Here is a 16,679-nt window from a genome sequence, read left to right as displayed (position 1 = left end):
CAATACGATTATATAGATGATCTTGAGAGGTACACCGCAGCGAAGTGATCAAGTGTAGTCTTCATTTGTTCATTGTATACGATAGTGTTGTTACAGGCAGGAGGAAAACAGATGTTACGCAAAACAAAAATCGGATTAGGTGCACTGATCGGATATGGACTTGCCGCTGTAAGCAGCTTTTTTGTCCCTGAATTTGTAACCTGGGCCATCCCGGCTTTGGCGACAATGGTTGGTGCCTTGATTCCATCCAGGCCGCATGAGCCTGCAGTGAAAACATTGGATTCAAATCGACACCCTGAACCATCAGCGTTGAATAGTGCATCCAGCGAGCAGGGGACCGTTGAACGTACAGCTAATCAGCGAATTCATCCTACTACTGGACAAGCAGAGATGACTAGCGCTTCCGAAGTCGGTTCAAAGCATAAACAGACGGATATGGACCCTGTTTTTGGCCCGGTCATTGAGTATCTTGAAGTGCTGGAGGATATGGTGATCTCCGAAGGGCAAAAAAATGAACTGGACAATGAAATCGTGGAGAAGTCGTTAGCTCTGTTTGCCAGATTGCAACGAGTCATTCCGGCGTTGAAAGAGTTAAACAATGGTGATATTAACCATACGATGCGAAGATTGATTTTGAAAGATCTCAATGGATTTATTAATCCCTTCCTGCGTTTGAGTGGAGAAGCGAAGCGCACGAATCGCCGAATGTTGTTAAATGGTTTGAAGGATGTGGATTCCAAAGTTTCAGAGATTGTATCTACCATTGAACATAAGGATTTAATGGAGCTTCAGAATAAAGCAGAGCTTATTCATCAGAGGTATAGTAGCTCCGAATTATAGGAGGGATGGTCAGAGATGGCAACGGAATATATTCAACTGAAGCAGGATGATCAGCAGCGAATTAACCAGGAAGCAAGCCAATTAATCCAGAAAGTATCACAGACGGATGTTGTTCAGCTAGATCTGTTAATGGATGATATCGGCAAACTGGGTGTCAAAACGCAAGAAAAAGCGGGTCAAACGTTAAAAATGCTGGACCGACCTGTTAATGATCTGATGTCTGGTAATCGGGCAGAAGTGTCAACGATGATCTTGAAGCTACGTGATGAGTGCGAAAGCTTGCAACAGAGCAAAAATGTGAGTTTTGTAGGACGATTACTGCGCAAAAGCCCACTGAAAAACTATGTCTATCGCTACCAGTCTGTCAGAACCAACATTGATAGTATCATTAATGGGTTAAGAGATGGTAAGGACAATCTGGAAGAAAGCATTGTAAGCATGCGTCAGTTAAAACGCTCTTCGATTCAGGAAATCTATAACTTGCAAACCAAAATTGCTTTTGGTAATCAGTTGAAGGAACTATTCGAGGCGGAGATTGCCAAGCCGGAAAATGAGAACCGCAAGGCTCACTTGGAGCGCGGATTGCGAAAGGTCGTTACGCGTACACAATCCATGACCGAGATGATTATGCTCTATAATCAGGCGATTGCGGCTACCGATATTATTAATGATAACAATGATAAACTGATTGATTCCGTAAACAATGCGATTGATAAAACGGCTAATTTGATCACGGTATCGGCCATGATTGCGATGGCTTTGAATGATCAGGAGAAGGTCATCTCGGCTGTGGAAGCCACCAATAGAACGATTGAAGAACAGTTCAAGGAGAATGCAAGATTGCTGCGAACCACGACCGAAAAGACAAATGATCTGTTAGCCAAACCGGCGATGTCGATGGAATCGGTTAATCAGGCTATTGGAGATTTGATGTCAGCTCTGGATCTCTCGGAGCAGTCGAATCGCCGTATTATTGAAAGTTGCAATGATTATACAGCCAAGATGACTGCGCTCAATGCTGGCATGAGTGAACGGTTAGGCCTGGAAGCTCCCAAAGCCGGCAGTATCCAGACTAAAAAGCAACCGGATGCGAATGCGTTAAGCTCTTATCTGGATTAGTTCGATGTTTATATAAGTTGAACTAGAGAGTTTACACAGTCCACTCCGATGACAGAAGAACCTGGAGAGTAGCGGTTATCCCCAGATTTTTTGGATTTCCTTTCACAAAGGTAAAAATCCGGTGATAAAGGCGAGCGCTCCGCTTTTCCAGGTTTTTTCTGTCCTCTCCGTTAATGTATAAAAGAATAGTTCAACTTATTTAGTAAGTTAACTTATGTATTTATCAGAGTTTATGAAAAGAGAGGCGCCGTGGCGTCTCTTTTTGCTTTTCTGTAGTTGCATCGATGAGAAGAAACTCTCAAGTCCGAAATTGGCACAGGTTTATTCCAATCTCATGCGGACGATACTGGGCATACATTGAAGTTTGTTGGCATACACATGTGAACATGTACATCTTCATCGTGAAGGGGGCAGGGCATGTTATCTCTCATTATTGCCGGTATCGTGGGTGTTCTGATCGTCGTAGCTAGCAGTGAAAAAGCAGAGTCTATTGCGGAATTAAATGAACGTTAATATGCTGTATTTTCCGGGGAGTCTTTGATAAAATTAAGGCAAACCTTGGAAGTCGAAGAAGGAGCCGCCTAACATGCTGGAGTTTACTTTCGAAATCATTGATGAGGCCAAAATTAACATTCAATACAAGTATGGTAGTCAGTTTTTCAACTTTAATCTGTTCTGTTCCAATGGAGAATGGAAGCTGCATCCGTTTGATGGCATTCTGATTGAGAACCGGGAGATGTGTCGTCTGGTCGTTTCGGATCTGTTACAAAACAAGGACTTTCATGTGATGCTTGCCAAAGAAAAAATCGTATTATCGCGTCTGCGAACCACGGTTAATCTACAATCAGATGATTCGGAAGAGTTCGAGAGGGATCAGCGGTGGGATGATCGATCATCACAGAACGATGAGTTAATGGATTACATAGAGAATCATAGTTTTGAAGAGGTGCTTGAACTGGAGAAACAGCAACTGGGTGCAAGGGTGGACTTTTTTCAACAGATCATTCAGAGAATGTTTATGGAGGGAATCGGGCCTGAAGATCCTGACTTTCGCAAGGTTCAGTCTCTCATTAAAATTTATAAAGATACCATAGAAAGTCTGGGTGATATTAACGGTCATCAATCTGGAGATCATCCGCGTAAGAGATGGTAGAACCCGATGTTAATTAACTTGGATTCGCTAAAATTTCAATATGCCTGAAAAGAAGTTAACAAGCCCAGGAACACTTGGGCTTTTTTCTATTATTAAAATGTTGAACGTATTGTCATCGACTTGTCTTTTTTATGAAATGGACCAAACTTTAGGGTGGGTTCGTTTGTTGAGTAGGTATAGGGATCATGATATGGGAGGTTAGAAGATGAGTAATCCACATCTAGAAGAAACAAGTCTGGAAGAGGCGCATTTATATGAGGAGCTTCGTCGTGCACTGGAAGACGTGCCGCAAGGGAAAGAACGGGAGCAAGTGATGCAGCGAATGATTCGTCAGTTAAAGTCCGCCAACTGGCGCAATGGACGTTTGAATGGGGTCAAAAAGTATTGGAGAGACGCTAGACCGGTTAAGTTATGGATATGGATTGCTGCCGGAGCGCTGGCTCCCGTTGTATTTTTCTGCTTATTTATCTGGGCATCCCTTTGGGTGGAGTGAAGCGCAAGATGTGGTCGATGAAGAAGTGTTGATAGAGCACGTGTAAAGATGCAATATGATATTAATATTCTGGTAACAACGTCCTATGAATAAATCAAATAAACTAGGTTTAGATTAGGATGTGCATAATGACCTTTTACTCATTTATGAGCGATGTTATACACGATATGTATTAGATGATCTATAATGATTCTACTTCTTTGGAAAATGCAGGATAGATTCAATCCTATACGTTTATACCAAAAAAGAGCCTGATGGAGTATCAGGCTCTTACGCAGGGTCAAGCTGGTGACATTATATTCTATTTAGAGGATTTGATCGCATCAGGTACTGAACCGGTTTTTACCGTATACGTATCATAATCAACCATTGCAAAAATTTCCTGATCTTTGTGTCCTTGTACATACCCTGTCAGTGAAACCGTATGAGATAGATCCGCGGGGATGAACTTATGATCTGTAAACACAACGTCAATGCCGTAGGTTTCTTTGAAATAAGCCAAGCTTACTTCCTCGGCCTTTTGGATAATCTCCTTTTTTTCGCTGGACATACAACCTAATAAAGTAAGTGCAACCGTGCCTAGTATTAGAAAAAGAAATAATGACTTTTTCAATATTTCACCTCATATTCCTAATGTTGTCGTTAGATATTGTGCATTATACAACTTCTTCTAAATTGAGAAAAGGGTGATTTGATTGAATTCTTACAAGCCGGACGAATTATATATGAAAATATCAGAACTTGCTTATACGAATGTCCCTGCTGGAAGAAGTAATGTTTTAGATAAGGATGAATATAAAGATTGGACTACAGTCGAACCTGATGGTGCAGAATTGCATAGAAAGTATTCAGGATTTGATGCAGTTGTACTTGAGAATCCAAAAACGAATCAAGTAATTATAGGTTATCGTGGTACAGAACCGGCAGGCAAGCTTACAGATAAGGCAGCGGATTGGGAAACAGACGTCTTCGATGTTCTAGGTGGTAGAACAAGAAGACTTGAAGATGCAGTGACCGACCCGGAACGTTATAACATTTTTAAGAATAGTCCATTTAAAGCTATAGTGGATAATGAACGATGGGAGAACAATCAGTTTCACCAAGCTGAGGAACTATATGAGGTGGTACAGAAGACATATCCTGACTCAGATATTACGGTGACAGGTCATTCTCTTGGTGGTGGCTTAGCTCAATATGTTGCCGCTCGGAATGATGTATCCGGGATGACCTACAGTGCCCCAAGTGTGATGAATCTGCTGGATGATGCCAGCATTGCCAAGGTTAACGAAGGATACTTCGATAACAAAATACTTAATGTTGTTCATCCTAATGACTCTGTAGGTGCGGGCGGATTAGTCGAATATGACAGACATGTCGGTGTTACCGTATATAAAGGGCAAGATTTCGAGTCGGCCAATGCGATGTATCAGGATTGGAAATTTCAGTTACAGCTTAAAATCCCGTTTCAACCTCTCGGGGCTGGATCACCGATGCTGGTGCATGATTTAAAACTCGGTTTTGATCTGGATAAACTGCAAATGGGCAACATTGTTAGACTCATGGATTCCTTTTCCAAGGATGAGGGGAAAGGATATCACTCCATGAAACAATATAGTTTTGATGAACAAGGGAATTTGATTGGTCCATTAATTGATCGGAAAACAGGTGCTACCCTGGATATCTCTCCAAGATGGACTGCACACCAAGAGGCTCTTGCTGCCTTCTCTAAAATCACCTCAGGAGCAGTAGGCACACTGATAACAGCTATTGCTGGGAATCAAGGGGGACTAGGCGGAGGAAAGATACAATTAACACCGGAAGAGTTAGCACAGTCTGCTCGTGAAATGAGAATGAGTCTAACTGGGTTTTCCAGTGATGCGCAAGCTTCGATTCAGATGTTTCAGACGCATATTTCCACAAGCGAAAGTCAGTCTTTTACCCCAATTGCGTATAACGCGACAGCGACTCTGCAACGGATCAATCGTTGGTACCAGGAATCGATTAGTGAGATTGCAGATTACATTGAGCGTAAGCGAGAAGATTTTGTCATTGCAGACCAGCAGTAAAGCACAAGGCATCTTATTCAGACTAACAGGAGGAAGGACATGGGCAGAATTTCCGTATCCTTATCAGACTTAAGAAGAGCAGTTCAGCAATGTGAACAGTTACAACAACGGCTTATGCAACAGGAACAGAAAATGCGAACGATCCATGGAAGATTAAAGCAGGATTGGGTAGGGGTATCGGCAACCGAATTAACCTCCAAAATGCAGTCTTTTGTAGAAGGAGCCTCCACTAAACTTGCCGAACTTGAAGCCCATAAAGAGGAACTCAAACGATATATTCGTAAGATGGAGGAAGCAGATCGGGAAGATCGCAGAGCAAGACGAATGTCTCAATAACTATAGATATGACGATAACGAAGAAATAGTTAGAATCGGCAGATCAAAGGCTCCGAGTCTAACTATTTATAATATATGTGGCTGGCCTGAGATAAAGGAGGCTTGTTGTTACTTATTCATCACCTTGACCTGACCTTGTACATATTCATGGTAGTCACGAAAACTGTTGATGTGTTGCAGGGCATCTGTTTTCGCAGACTGGATTTTAATTTTTCCGGACGGAGGATTGTTTTTCATTTCGGTGACTGCATTTTTGGAGCCCTCAATATCTCCTGACATTTCCTGAATTCGTTGTAACAAAGCAGGGTGGCCTTCATATTGGAGCATCTCGGCGAGTGGTCTCATCTCTTCAAGTTTTTGACTTGAACGCTCTAGCGTTGTCATGACCTGATTGCCATCCGTGTTAACGCTCAGAGAAACCATGCGATGGATATGATCTTTCTCCATTCTTTCCAGAGCTTCCAGGTGAGAAGCTTCTAACCGTTTGGGATCTCCCCAGCTTCGGGTTTGTTGTTCGTTCGGGTTCGTTTGCTCGGCAGTAGGCATGTTATTGCTGTTGTTGCCGTTACCGCATCCCCAAACTAGAGATGTACATGCCAGAATCGCTCCAATAGCAACGATGCGTTTTAAACTCATGTTGTCACTCCTTCAATATTTTCCTGAAGGTAGTATGAGCTATTTTTTCCAAAAACATGCCTGACTTTTAAGGATACATTCCTATTCGGAATGATTAGGACGTAACAATGCTAGGCATCGATGTTCAACACAGGTTAAACAAGGAGGAAGGTCAAATATGAGGATGTATAAAAATCCAATCTGGAGATGGACGACTATTCTTCTGTATCCCGCCATTATTTTCATTTTTCAGAGCTGGGGCCCTATCTTAAACTCATGGACGATTCCAATCTTATTTGCGGCTATATTTTGCTTTCTCTGGAGTGACGTCAAGGATATGCTGGCTTCGACGATACTAACATGGGTTGTTGCTATTCCGATATGGTGGTACTTTGTGGAGCGACCAAAGCCATCGTTTGGTGCTGAACATTTTGCCGCTCATCTGTGGTTAATTATTCTGGTGTATATTGTCTTTGTGTTTATCCCACAACTTATGATTCTTGTTACTCGATTACGAGTGATGGACTATTATTGGAAGTGAGCCGGGATAGGATAGGAGAGGAGAGGAGAGGGTGAAATGAAGGTAATCAAACGCATTAACAAGCCGTATCTGATCTTCCTGATATGGAATGTGCTCATGGTTTTTGCCGTAGATGGAATGACGATCAAGCATGAAATGGGTAAAGGTGTATCTGGGAATGGCAATTTGGGCATTCTTGCTTTATTTCCATCCGTGCTTACTTTTCTGATCTTATGTTTCTGGACGGCATATGTCACGAAATGGTGGTTCTATGACCAACGCGAGTACTGGGACAAATGGGGCAATGCGGCGGTCAGTATTGTTGCTGCAGCGTTGTGTGTATTATCTGTCTTCTGGGAAATCTACATCTTTGAAGACCTGCGTGTGCAGCTAAACGGTTATACACATGACCCAGAATCGGCAGTGTATCGTTTTGGCTGGCTGAACCAATATACGAATACGCTATACTACAACTTCCCGATTTTGCTGTTTGGCGTATCTTTCGCAGTCATCATCGGTTGGGTGCTGGAGCTAGTGCAGCGTTTACGCTCGAAGTCTTGATGGCAACGTTTTTTACGATGAAAAAATGATGTCTAAAAGCCCTGCTGCTGAACATGTTTTGTTATCAGCAGAAGGGTTTTTCCTTTAAACTTTCCTCTTATATTTCCCAGTATACGGAATGGTCAGGTGAATATTTAAAGTTTCAATGGAATCCTCCGTGAGAATGAGGTTTTCCCCATCCCCGGATAACTTGTGCCACAGTTTCGGGTTTTTGCGATACAGTTTTTCTTGTAGACCGTATACATCGACTCCTCGTTTTAATCCATTTCGATAGGTTTCCATAATCTGCTCTTTAAGCGTGTCCTCGCTTACTTGGGTCATTTCGTCATAAGTCATGGGAACGAGGTATTCATACAGTGCGGTCAGATATTTGGCATCAATTCGAAATGTAACGTTCTCTCCCCGAACGATTGGTTCAATTTTTATCGTAGGCAGACCGACACTGAGGGCTCCATAAATGACACCATTTTTTTGCACCAATAGAGGAGCCCGGCGCATACCTTTAATCAACCAATGATAGCCGGACAATTCGTCTCGCGACAAAAAATTGAACTTTTCACCCATCCTTTCAAAATAAGCTCCTTCAATTAGAAACAAGTCATGTTCTTTTTTATTTTGCAGCCATAAGTCCTTGTTTAAGGCAATGACAGGCAGATACGTCGTAGTTGCGGGATCATTGTGCTTGGCAATCAGTTCGAAGCTGAGTACAGGTGCAAACAGTGAATTTTCCATGTAGCTGGGCAACGGATTGTGCAGGATGCTGTCCAGTGGAGACAAATTGTAGATTGAAGCGGTGCTCAGAATGTCCAGCAAAGGCTCTCGCGTACCGTATACCCATGTCGTATATCGTGCTTCCGGAAATCGTCCGAGCATGTCAAACACATCCTTGATGTGCTGGTTGTTCAGCACGCTCTCTGCCATAACGATGGCTGTCACATGCCCCCAGGCAATGTGAAGCTGAGATGCACGCCATAACTCGTTCATGGCAAGGCTCATCGTTTTCCCTTGAGCATGTCCGACCCAGATTGGAGGGGATTCGGCTGTTTTCCCTGAATTATCCGTTTTGGCTATACTTGAAAAATCAAGAGTTTGCACGTAAATATGATACATGCCGTCCTTATATTCAATGCCAATGGCCTTGGCATAATCCACCTGCTGAATCTCGTATGCACTCCAGCATCCCGTGGTCATGAGGCAAAGCAAAAGACTCAACAAACTTAATAACCAGCGTTGTAACCAGCACGGTAGTATGTTGCTCATCGACCTTTGCCATCCTTACGCGGTTTTTGTGTCTCCAGGTAAATAGGTCTACGTTTTCCCAAACCCGTAGGGACTTTGAACAGAGAGGCAATGGCTTGTTTGAAATTCAGCGGTGTTAAGGGTGTAAGGTATGGGATTCCAAACGATTTTAAGTCCGTCAGATAGATCAGAAACAGGATCATGGACAGAATGAACCCGTAAATCCCCAATGTAGCTCCCAAAATAAAACAAAGGAAGCGAAGGATAAGTATGGAGCTGGTCATGACTTGATTGACAATGGTTGCTCCAGCTACAACGGTAACGGCGATGACGACAATCATGAGCGGAGAGACCATACCGGCCCGAATGGCTGCATCTCCGATAATCAGACCACCGACGACGGTTAGCGTCTGTCCAATGGCGCTGGGCAAACGGACGCCTGCTTCCCGGAACAGCTCCATAAGCAGCATAATGAGAAACATCTCAATGCCAGACTCCATAGGAAGCCCCATGCGGCCGACAGATATCGTTGCGACGAGGGGAAACGGAATTTGATCCATATGGAAAGAAGTCAGCGCGATATAGAAACCGGGCAAAAATATAGTGACAAATAGACCGATGAATCGAAGCAAGCGCCCCATATTCACCGGAAGGAAGGGGAAGCTGGCATCCTCTGGTGATTTGAGTAACAGAAACAGGTTTACAGGCCCGATAATCACACTGGGATTACCGTCTACGATCAGAACGAAGCGACCGCTTAGCAAGCATTCCGATGCAAAATCAGGTCGACCCGTGTAATGCGTCAATGGAAACAAGGTGATCTTGGCAGGTGAGAGCAACTCTTCCAGATCATTCGCTGTCATAAGACGTTCAGTTTGAATGGCATGGAGACGATGTTTTATATCCTTGATCAACGCTGGGTTGGCAATGTTTTTCATATACATCAGAGCCACTTTGGTTGCTGAACGTGATCCGATGAGTTCGATACTGCATGCAAGTTCGGCCGTACGCAACCGGCTGCGAATCAAGGATACATTGACAGCAAGTGGTTCGATAAAACCATCCCTTGCTCCGCGGATCGAGACTTCTGTCGTTGACTCTTCTGGTGTTCGTGTAGCCATATTGGAGATATCGATGCTCCACATGGTCTGCAGAGAGGGAAGGCATAGGAGCAGATGCCCTTCAAAAACACGAAGCGATATTAGCTCCGTTCCATACTGCGCATCATCAAGGTCAACGCTGTTCCATTGCAGGTTAATATTTTTTTCAATGTCAGGCTTGTGAATGAAATGTGTGATGTCGTAGGTTCGTTTCATTTCCGGCAAGATGATGTCATGGATAATCTGTGTATCGACCATGCCGCTGCAATAAGCGACAACGAGCTTCATCTGTCCGTCACCAAGCCGGTGGCTGTCGATAATAACATCATCGGAGCCTGCAAAAAAAGTTTCCAGATGATGCTGATCGATACGGAACGGTTTAGTCCCTGGACGGGTTGGTTTCGTTCGCGGCGTTTGAGCCATGAGCAGGAGCCTCCTTGTCCTTTTTATGAATAAGAGCGGCCAGTGTCAAAAGAGTGGTGATGATTGCCACGTAAGAGAGCATGGCTGGAAATTGAATGTGATCGACATAATAATCAACGTAATCAATGCGCCACCACTGAATGGCCAAAGCGCACATGATCAGCGTGAGACAGAGGATGGTGATGTAGCGTTTCTTAGGTCTGCGGATATCCAGCAGATCAACAATCAGGTACATGGAGATGGCAACACGTGCAAATGAACCACTGAGCCATTGGTAGATCGAGAGAAAATCAACGTGCTGAAACAGTTTGCCGATATTGACGAGTTTCCATTGTTCGTATGGACTGTTCCGCTGTTTCGCCGCTTCTTCTGGCCCGAATTCAACAATGGCTCCGAGCGTAGGTCCCAGTGCCATGCTGATCATGAAGAGGCCAAGCAACAACACATGCCACCAGCGTAGTTTGCCTTTAATGTCATGTTGGAAGAGCATCAACACCCAAATTTCCATGAGTCCCGCTAGAGAGTAAATCATTCCTCGGATGACGGGAGTCCAGCCATGTTCCATGATGGGGAAGAGCTGACTGTAATCTTTGTATTTCATATTGGCCGACATGACAAAGTAGCCAAGCAGAATGACCAAGGGCAACAGGATACTGGAAGTCATCGCGATTGAACGAATGCCTTTGGCTGCTGACCAGGCAGCAACCAGGGCACCTCCACCAGCCAGCACATAGGTCGGTGTAAAAGGGAGATAGGTGGATACCGTCCAGTTGGTGGTTTCATATAAGGTGTGTGTCCCTAGCGAGAAGAGCAACAAGACCGCAGTAATGCGAAAGATCCAGGAGGGAACGACGCCGAACTCACGCGTGATCCAATCGGTCAACCGCTGTCCGCGAATACGGCGGATAATGATGTACATCATACCCAGGAACAGCATGAACAATGGCGCTGCAGCGAGAACAGAGAGCCAGCCATCTCTTCCGGCCACATCCAGAATGGCGGGGACAGACAAGACGTGACAGACTAGCCCGGCACTGAGCAAAATAATGGAGATGGATAACCAGATGGTGATCTGTCCTTTTTCCTGACTCATGTCCATCCCCTCTCATTTCGATGTGTTTTCGTTAGATTGTACAGTCTATGAGAAAATGATTCGTTTTTCAGATTTTTTCACAGAAAAATCAGCCCGAGATGGACGGAGGGGAAAGAAAGCTATAACATATACGATATAAGGAATAGGTCAAGGTAAGAGGTATAAGGGATGAGAAGTGAAGTGTGAGGTATAAGGTAGGTATCGTGTGTACGGAATGAGTAGTAAGCCATAAGGTATGGAGTGTAAGGCATAAGATAGGTATCGAGTATAAGGAATGAGCTACCTATCAGGTTATGCAGGATGAGGATTATCGTGGAGGATTCAGAGTGTAGGAGTAATTTTGAATCGATTGTAGGTTTAGGGAGCTCTCGCTCACCACTTAAATATTCTAACGATCTCAGATGAGCTTATTTAAGCGAAATGGGGAGTTCTGGAATCCTAACGATCACCAGAAGCCTTATTTTGCTGAAAAGACAAGATTAACGCCCATTTTTGAACCAATTCTCCGAAATAAGGTCTCCTGAGATCGTTAGAATATAAAAAGGTGTGATATTGCTCAAATAGCGTTCCTGGTGATCGTTAGAGAATGATAGCATCAGTAACCACTTACTCACTCGCATCGTTGTCTCTGTCCGCGCTCGCCGCAGTATCCGCATCCGCTTCAACAGAGCTATGGACAAGCACTTGTAGCACCCAATCTTACGATGCATCACCCAAAATCACTATGGATCACTCAAGAACAGGGAGGAAACTTGCGATGACACAATCAACTAAATCACCTGAAGAGATTAAAGTAGGCTTTATTGGAACAGGCGTTATGGGAAAAAGCATGGCTGGTCACATTCAGCGTGCAGGCTATCCGCTTCATGTATACACGCGCACTGCCGCTAAGGCAGAAGCGCTCGTGAAGGAAGGAGCTGTTTGGCATGGAACGCCGGCAGAACTGGCTGCTGCTTGTGATGTAATCATCACCATGGTCGGTTATCCCAAGGATGTCGAGGAGATTTATCTGGGGGAAGGCGGGCTTGTTGCTCATGCCCAATCAGGTTCAACCCTGATTGACATGACGACTTCCAGCCCGCTGCTGGCTGCACGCATCGCCGAAGCTGCGGAGGCTAAAGGTTTGCATGCCCTGGACGCGCCTGTATCCGGCGGCGACATCGGCGCACGGGACGGCAGGCTGTCCATTATGGTGGGTGGTGACGCGCAAGCTTTCGAAGCGGTGCGTCCAATCTTTGAGCAGATGGGCACCAATATTGTGCTGCAAGGCAAGCCCGGCGCCGGACAGCATACCAAAATGTGCAACCAGATTGCCATCGCTTCTGGCATGCTCGGCGTATGCGAAGCACTCGCCTATGCCAAGACGTCGGGACTGGACGCGGAGAATGTGCTGAAGAGTATTGCGACCGGTGCAGCCGGAAGCTGGTCCCTCAGCAACCTGGGTCCGCGCATGATCGCAGGCGATTATGAGCCTGGATTCTATGTGAAACATTTTATCAAAGACATGGGTATTGCACTGGAGTCTGCTCAAGCGATGGGCATGAACACACCGGGACTGGCTCTGGCGGAATCGCTCTATCAGGAAATATCGAAGAATGGCTTGGATGAGAAAGGTACACAAGTGCTGTACACGTACTATCTCCAGGCGTAGAAGACGAACATGGGAAGACAGCAGCGGACTCTTTTGCTTAGGGAAAAGGGGATGCTGCTTTTTCTTTATATTTTGGAATTGAAGGGAACTTCATATGGATTTGAAATGAACTTGATAGGGATTTGAAATGAACTTGTTAGGGATTTGATATGGACTATTGTGGATTTGATGTGCGTCTAAAGTCGCAGGTTTGGGTATATAATGTCGTGCGCATTTAACGAAACAATGAATTTGGCTAATGTCTCTTTATTTTTGTTCGACTTTATCCGACATAAGGTATAGAAGTTTTCATGTACAAGGTACTAAACATCTACATAAACCATAATTCATAAGCCATATTTCATTAACCATTCCAAATAGAACGGAGCTTGCCCATGTTCAAGAAAATTTGGTCTCTGTTCAAGACGCAGCCAGAGCTTGTGAGCCCGCTTACCGATTCTGTTGCAGCTTCGGCTCTGCCGCCAGTTACAGCAATTCCTCCCCGTCTGGCTCGTAGTCGGCGCAAAAAGAAGAAGTCTGAACCCGATTGGATCAGTACACCGCAAGAACCAACAACCGCTGAATTACTGCTTGGTTTGCCCAGTGAATATAAAGTGTTGAACGATCTGCTGGTTACCAATCCAAAGTCACGTTCGGGATATTCCCAGATTGATCATGTCGTGATTGGCCCGCGGGCGATCTTTGTCATCGAAACCCGGAATCTGACAACTGGAGAGATTCGTGGGGGACGCCGCGAAGCGAATTGGTCCGTGAGCAGCAGCAGGGTCAAAATGTATAATCCGCTCATGCAACACCGCGCCCATGTTGAAGCGATTCAGGCACATCTCGGGGATTACAAGCGTGTTCGGCTGGTTTCCATGGTGACGTTCACGAATCGCTGTCGGATCAGTGTTGATCCAGCCGTAAGGTATGTCAATTCCGATGAAATGATTATTTATGACCATGAATTAGTGGATACCATTCAGCGCAAAACAGAAAGACTGGAGACAGAACTTCCGGAGATCTTGTATCAAGAACAGGACACTCAGGCGATCTGGAACATGCTGAACACAGTGAATTCAACGGATCATCAGATTCGGGCTGAGCACATGGCGAAGGCTAAAGGAATTAAATAAGCAATTATATAGACAATAAAATCGCCAGCGCACAGATTAACAGGTTAAGGTCTACAAAAACAAATGAAACAGGGATATTCCAGGCTGCGGTGCCATTTTCCGGAATATCCCTGTTTGCGTTCTATTTTAAATATTAAGGTAAATGAAGCGTTTGAACATGGCTGGTGTGCATGAACCGCGCACTACCTTCAGCATCAATGAATTCAAGCAACTTGTCGTTGATACTTTTGAGCAATCCTGTCTGTTCGGGTTTGTAACCCAGATTTAGGATGACGAGTTCTCCGGCCATTTTTTGCAGCTGTTGATCGAGTGTGCGAGAGAGTGAGATGGATGATGGCTGTATGGGAAAATGTTGATGTTCCATCGCGAATGGCCTGCTATTGGTGGGGGAAGGAATAATATATTTCAGATGATGGATGGAAACATAAACCGAATGATGCAACGGAGAATAGAAGATAAAATAATCGTTCATGATGCTGGTAATATAACCGTGTAGCGTTCGCTGACCAATGGAAATTTCACTAAATCTTCCGCGAGCATTCATTAGTACTTTTCGATAAGAGATGTTGTCATGGTCCATTTCGGGATCGGGTGCAGGTACGTTCAGGCTAGTCGAAGTTTCCTCTGATTTTGTAAAATGCAACGTTTGAATATGATGAAGCGGCACATAAATGTAGCGCTGATTCCCGTAGACAACGATGATATCCTCTCCTGCATCAATGACTTCGCCCTGAATAGGCAGTTTACAGCCGGATAATTCAAACTCTATCGTTTTACCTAACCACGTCGTTGCAGATTTCACAGTATACCTCCTCTCAATACAGCATAGCCACCCAGATATATAAGGAAAATAGGCTGATAATTAAACTGATGGGTATCACAATGAAGGTTACTTTCATATACTGTTTCCATGAGACCCGAATATGGTGGGTCCGTAATATATACATCCAGATTAAGGTGGCAAGTGTGCCTATGGGTGTTAATAATGCACCGATGTCACTGCCTAGTATATTAGCGAGATATGCTAGATGAAGTTGAGTATCGCTCAAATGAAGGTCAGTAACAGCGAATGTTCCAATCATGACCGAGGGTAAGTTGTTGAACAAATTAGACAGCACCGTTAGTAATAACCCGGATACAGCAATCAGACTGGCATTGCCTCTTTCGGCAATCGGGCCTGTGAATTCGGTAATCCATGTTGTCATCCCGGCTCGGTGAAGACTGTCCACAATAATATAAATGCTGAAGGCAAAGAGAAGAATATGCCACGGCGTCTGTGTGACGACATCTTTCAGTCCCGATCGTGTACGATACCACCGTACAGCAAGCATCATAACCACACCGGTAATGGCGACAATCTCCATGTGTACGCCGATTTGCTCAGCCAGAAAGTATCCTGCCCGGATCAACACAACAATCCCGATACAGACACGGAACAACCACCAGTCTACATTTGTTTTGGAGTTATCCGATTCGGATTCTGTTGTCTGCAGTGGGTGATAGCCTGATCCAGATGAACTTTGCATGGATACGGGGAACTGATGAATAACTTTGGGTATGCTTCTGCGAAAATAATAGAGTAACAGCAAAGTCATAGCAATAATTCCGAGCATGGATGGTACAAACATCATCTGAGTGTAGGTGTTCAGGTTTAATCCAACCATCTTTAAAGCAATCAGGTTAGCGAGATTACTGAGTCCGATCGGAGCGCTGGAAGCTGTAGCGATGAGTGCACCAGAGATGAGGTAGGGCAACTGCTGATGAATTTTGAGACGTAACATGGAACAGATTCGAATGATGATGGGGGTAGTGATCAGAATGCTACCGTCGTTGTTGAAGAAGATGGTCATGAGAAAACAAAGTAATAGAATCAGCCAGAACAATCGGAAGCCGGAACCTCGTGCCTTTTCAATCATGTTCACAGCGATCCAGCGAAAGAAGCCGATGCTATCCAGAATAATGGACATGACAATGGTGGAAAGAATCGTAATCGCTGCGCCAGATACAATTTCGAAAATGCCCAGGATATGCCCCAAACTGCTTACACCGGTCAGGATAAGAAGCAGCGCGCCAAGCGAAGTGGGAATAGATTCATTTAATCCGCCAGGCCGCCACATCAGGAAAATGACAGTGATGATAAATACCCCGAAGGTTAACCACAACTGGTAATCAGGCATTTACTGTGATTCACCTCCCAGGGGGAGAAGTCCTTGTGAAGACTGTTTCAGATGTTCATGAGTCGAAGTGGGCCTGCCCGGCATAACAATCCAATACAAAGGCACACCTGTCAAGACGATTGCGATAAAGATCAGCATGATCATTCCCCCCTTTAAACTGGTAGTAACTTAGCTCCTT

Annotated in this window: 18 protein-coding genes; 10 read left to right on the top strand and 8 right to left on the bottom strand. The window is 44.6% G+C overall.

Annotated elements, in window-relative coordinates; all coding sequences use genetic code 11:
* Positions 1 to 111: 111 nt before the first annotated feature.
* The 4 genes from H7T88_RS15585 to H7T88_RS15570 all read left to right on the top strand — a co-directional run bounded on the left by H7T88_RS15585 (position 112) and on the right by H7T88_RS15570 (position 3,605).
* Positions 112 to 840, top strand: a complete 729-nt coding sequence (locus H7T88_RS15585; protein WP_221789200.1) for a hypothetical protein — start codon at positions 112 to 114, stop codon at positions 838 to 840.
* Between the two features lie 15 nt (positions 841 to 855).
* Positions 856 to 1,959 (top strand): toxic anion resistance protein, encoded by a 1,104-nt coding sequence (locus H7T88_RS15580; RefSeq protein WP_090917612.1) that lies wholly within the window; start codon positions 856 to 858, stop codon positions 1,957 to 1,959.
* Positions 1,960 to 2,545: 586 nt separating this feature from the next.
* Positions 2,546 to 3,112, top strand: a complete 567-nt coding sequence (locus H7T88_RS15575) for a hypothetical protein (protein WP_221789199.1) — start codon at positions 2,546 to 2,548, stop codon at positions 3,110 to 3,112.
* 205 nt (positions 3,113 to 3,317) lie between these two features.
* On the top strand, positions 3,318 to 3,605 hold the full coding sequence (locus H7T88_RS15570) for a hypothetical protein (protein ID WP_154891235.1): 288 nt from the start codon (positions 3,318 to 3,320) through the stop codon (positions 3,603 to 3,605).
* 301 nt (positions 3,606 to 3,906) lie between these two features.
* Here the strand turns inward: H7T88_RS15570 and H7T88_RS15565 are convergent, their stop codons facing one another.
* Positions 3,907 to 4,155: a DUF1433 domain-containing protein gene (locus H7T88_RS15565; protein ID WP_154891236.1), complete on the bottom strand. Its 249-nt coding sequence runs from the start codon at positions 4,153 to 4,155 to the stop codon at positions 3,907 to 3,909.
* Positions 4,156 to 4,330: 175 nt separating this feature from the next.
* Between H7T88_RS15565 and H7T88_RS15560 the strand changes: the two genes are divergently transcribed.
* Positions 4,331 to 5,671, top strand: a complete 1,341-nt coding sequence (locus tag H7T88_RS15560) for a lipase family protein (RefSeq protein WP_154891237.1) — start codon at positions 4,331 to 4,333, stop codon at positions 5,669 to 5,671.
* A 39-nt stretch (positions 5,672 to 5,710) separates the two neighbouring features.
* Positions 5,711 to 6,007, top strand: a complete 297-nt coding sequence (locus H7T88_RS15555; protein WP_090917626.1) for a WXG100 family type VII secretion target — start codon at positions 5,711 to 5,713, stop codon at positions 6,005 to 6,007.
* Between the two features lie 108 nt (positions 6,008 to 6,115).
* On the opposite strand, the gene H7T88_RS15550 is transcribed toward H7T88_RS15555, so the two are convergent.
* A complete protein-coding gene (locus H7T88_RS15550) occupies positions 6,116 to 6,643 on the bottom strand; it encodes a hypothetical protein (RefSeq protein ID WP_154891238.1) in 528 nt (175 codons plus the stop codon).
* 157 nt (positions 6,644 to 6,800) lie between these two features.
* Here H7T88_RS15550 and H7T88_RS15545 point away from each other — a divergent pair, with 157 nt between their 5' ends.
* A complete protein-coding gene (locus H7T88_RS15545) occupies positions 6,801 to 7,163 on the top strand; it encodes a hypothetical protein (RefSeq protein WP_154891239.1) in 363 nt (120 codons plus the stop codon).
* A 36-nt stretch (positions 7,164 to 7,199) separates the two neighbouring features.
* A complete protein-coding gene (locus tag H7T88_RS15540) occupies positions 7,200 to 7,703 on the top strand; it encodes a hypothetical protein (protein ID WP_154891240.1) in 504 nt (167 codons plus the stop codon).
* Between the two features lie 84 nt (positions 7,704 to 7,787).
* On the opposite strand, the gene H7T88_RS15535 is transcribed toward H7T88_RS15540, so the two are convergent.
* Genes H7T88_RS15535 through H7T88_RS15525 form a run of 3 tightly spaced genes read right to left on the bottom strand, consistent with a single transcriptional unit; the run spans position 7,788 to position 11,558 of the window.
* The gene (locus H7T88_RS15535; protein WP_154891241.1) at positions 7,788 to 8,963 is read right to left on the bottom strand and encodes a Ger(x)C family spore germination protein; all 1,176 of its coding nucleotides are present in this window, start codon (positions 8,961 to 8,963) and stop codon (positions 7,788 to 7,790) included.
* Positions 8,960 to 10,465 (bottom strand): spore germination protein, encoded by a 1,506-nt coding sequence (locus tag H7T88_RS15530; RefSeq protein ID WP_154891242.1) that lies wholly within the window; start codon positions 10,463 to 10,465, stop codon positions 8,960 to 8,962. The genes H7T88_RS15535 and H7T88_RS15530 overlap by 4 nt, the downstream gene beginning before the upstream one ends.
* Positions 10,422 to 11,558, bottom strand: a complete 1,137-nt coding sequence (locus tag H7T88_RS15525) for a GerAB/ArcD/ProY family transporter (protein ID WP_221789198.1) — start codon at positions 11,556 to 11,558, stop codon at positions 10,422 to 10,424. Before H7T88_RS15525 ends, H7T88_RS15530 begins: the two co-directional genes overlap by 44 nt.
* 757 nt (positions 11,559 to 12,315) lie before the next feature.
* On the opposite strand from H7T88_RS15525, the gene H7T88_RS15520 reads away from it, so the two are divergent.
* A complete protein-coding gene (locus H7T88_RS15520) occupies positions 12,316 to 13,209 on the top strand; it encodes an NAD(P)-dependent oxidoreductase (RefSeq protein WP_221789197.1) in 894 nt (297 codons plus the stop codon).
* Positions 13,210 to 13,583: 374 nt separating this feature from the next.
* Entirely contained in the window at positions 13,584 to 14,324 is a 741-nt protein-coding gene (locus H7T88_RS15515) for a nuclease-related domain-containing protein (protein WP_221789196.1), read from the top strand.
* A gap of 133 nt (positions 14,325 to 14,457) precedes the next feature.
* Here H7T88_RS15515 and H7T88_RS15510 read toward each other — a convergent pair whose 3' ends face one another.
* The 3 genes from H7T88_RS15510 to H7T88_RS15500 are packed head-to-tail and all read right to left on the bottom strand — an operon-like array spanning position 14,458 to position 16,639.
* Positions 14,458 to 15,126 carry a YwrJ family protein gene (locus H7T88_RS15510; protein ID WP_154959770.1) on the bottom strand — a complete coding sequence of 223 codons (669 nt, stop codon included), beginning with the start codon at positions 15,124 to 15,126 and terminating at the stop codon, positions 14,458 to 14,460.
* A 13-nt stretch (positions 15,127 to 15,139) separates the two neighbouring features.
* Positions 15,140 to 16,501, bottom strand: coding sequence for an arsenic transporter (locus H7T88_RS15505; protein ID WP_154890670.1), 1,362 nt, complete (start codon positions 16,499 to 16,501; stop codon positions 15,140 to 15,142).
* Positions 16,502 to 16,639 (bottom strand): hypothetical protein, encoded by a 138-nt coding sequence (locus tag H7T88_RS15500; RefSeq protein WP_167375667.1) that lies wholly within the window; start codon positions 16,637 to 16,639, stop codon positions 16,502 to 16,504.
* Between the last annotated feature and the right edge of the window lie 40 nt (positions 16,640 to 16,679).

The sequence above is a fragment of the Paenibacillus cucumis (ex Kampfer et al. 2016) genome (assembly GCF_019748695.1).
GTDB classification, from domain to species: Bacteria; Bacillota; Bacilli; order Paenibacillales; family Paenibacillaceae; genus Paenibacillus; species Paenibacillus polysaccharolyticus.
This window is presented reverse-complemented; position numbering and strand designations above follow the sequence as displayed.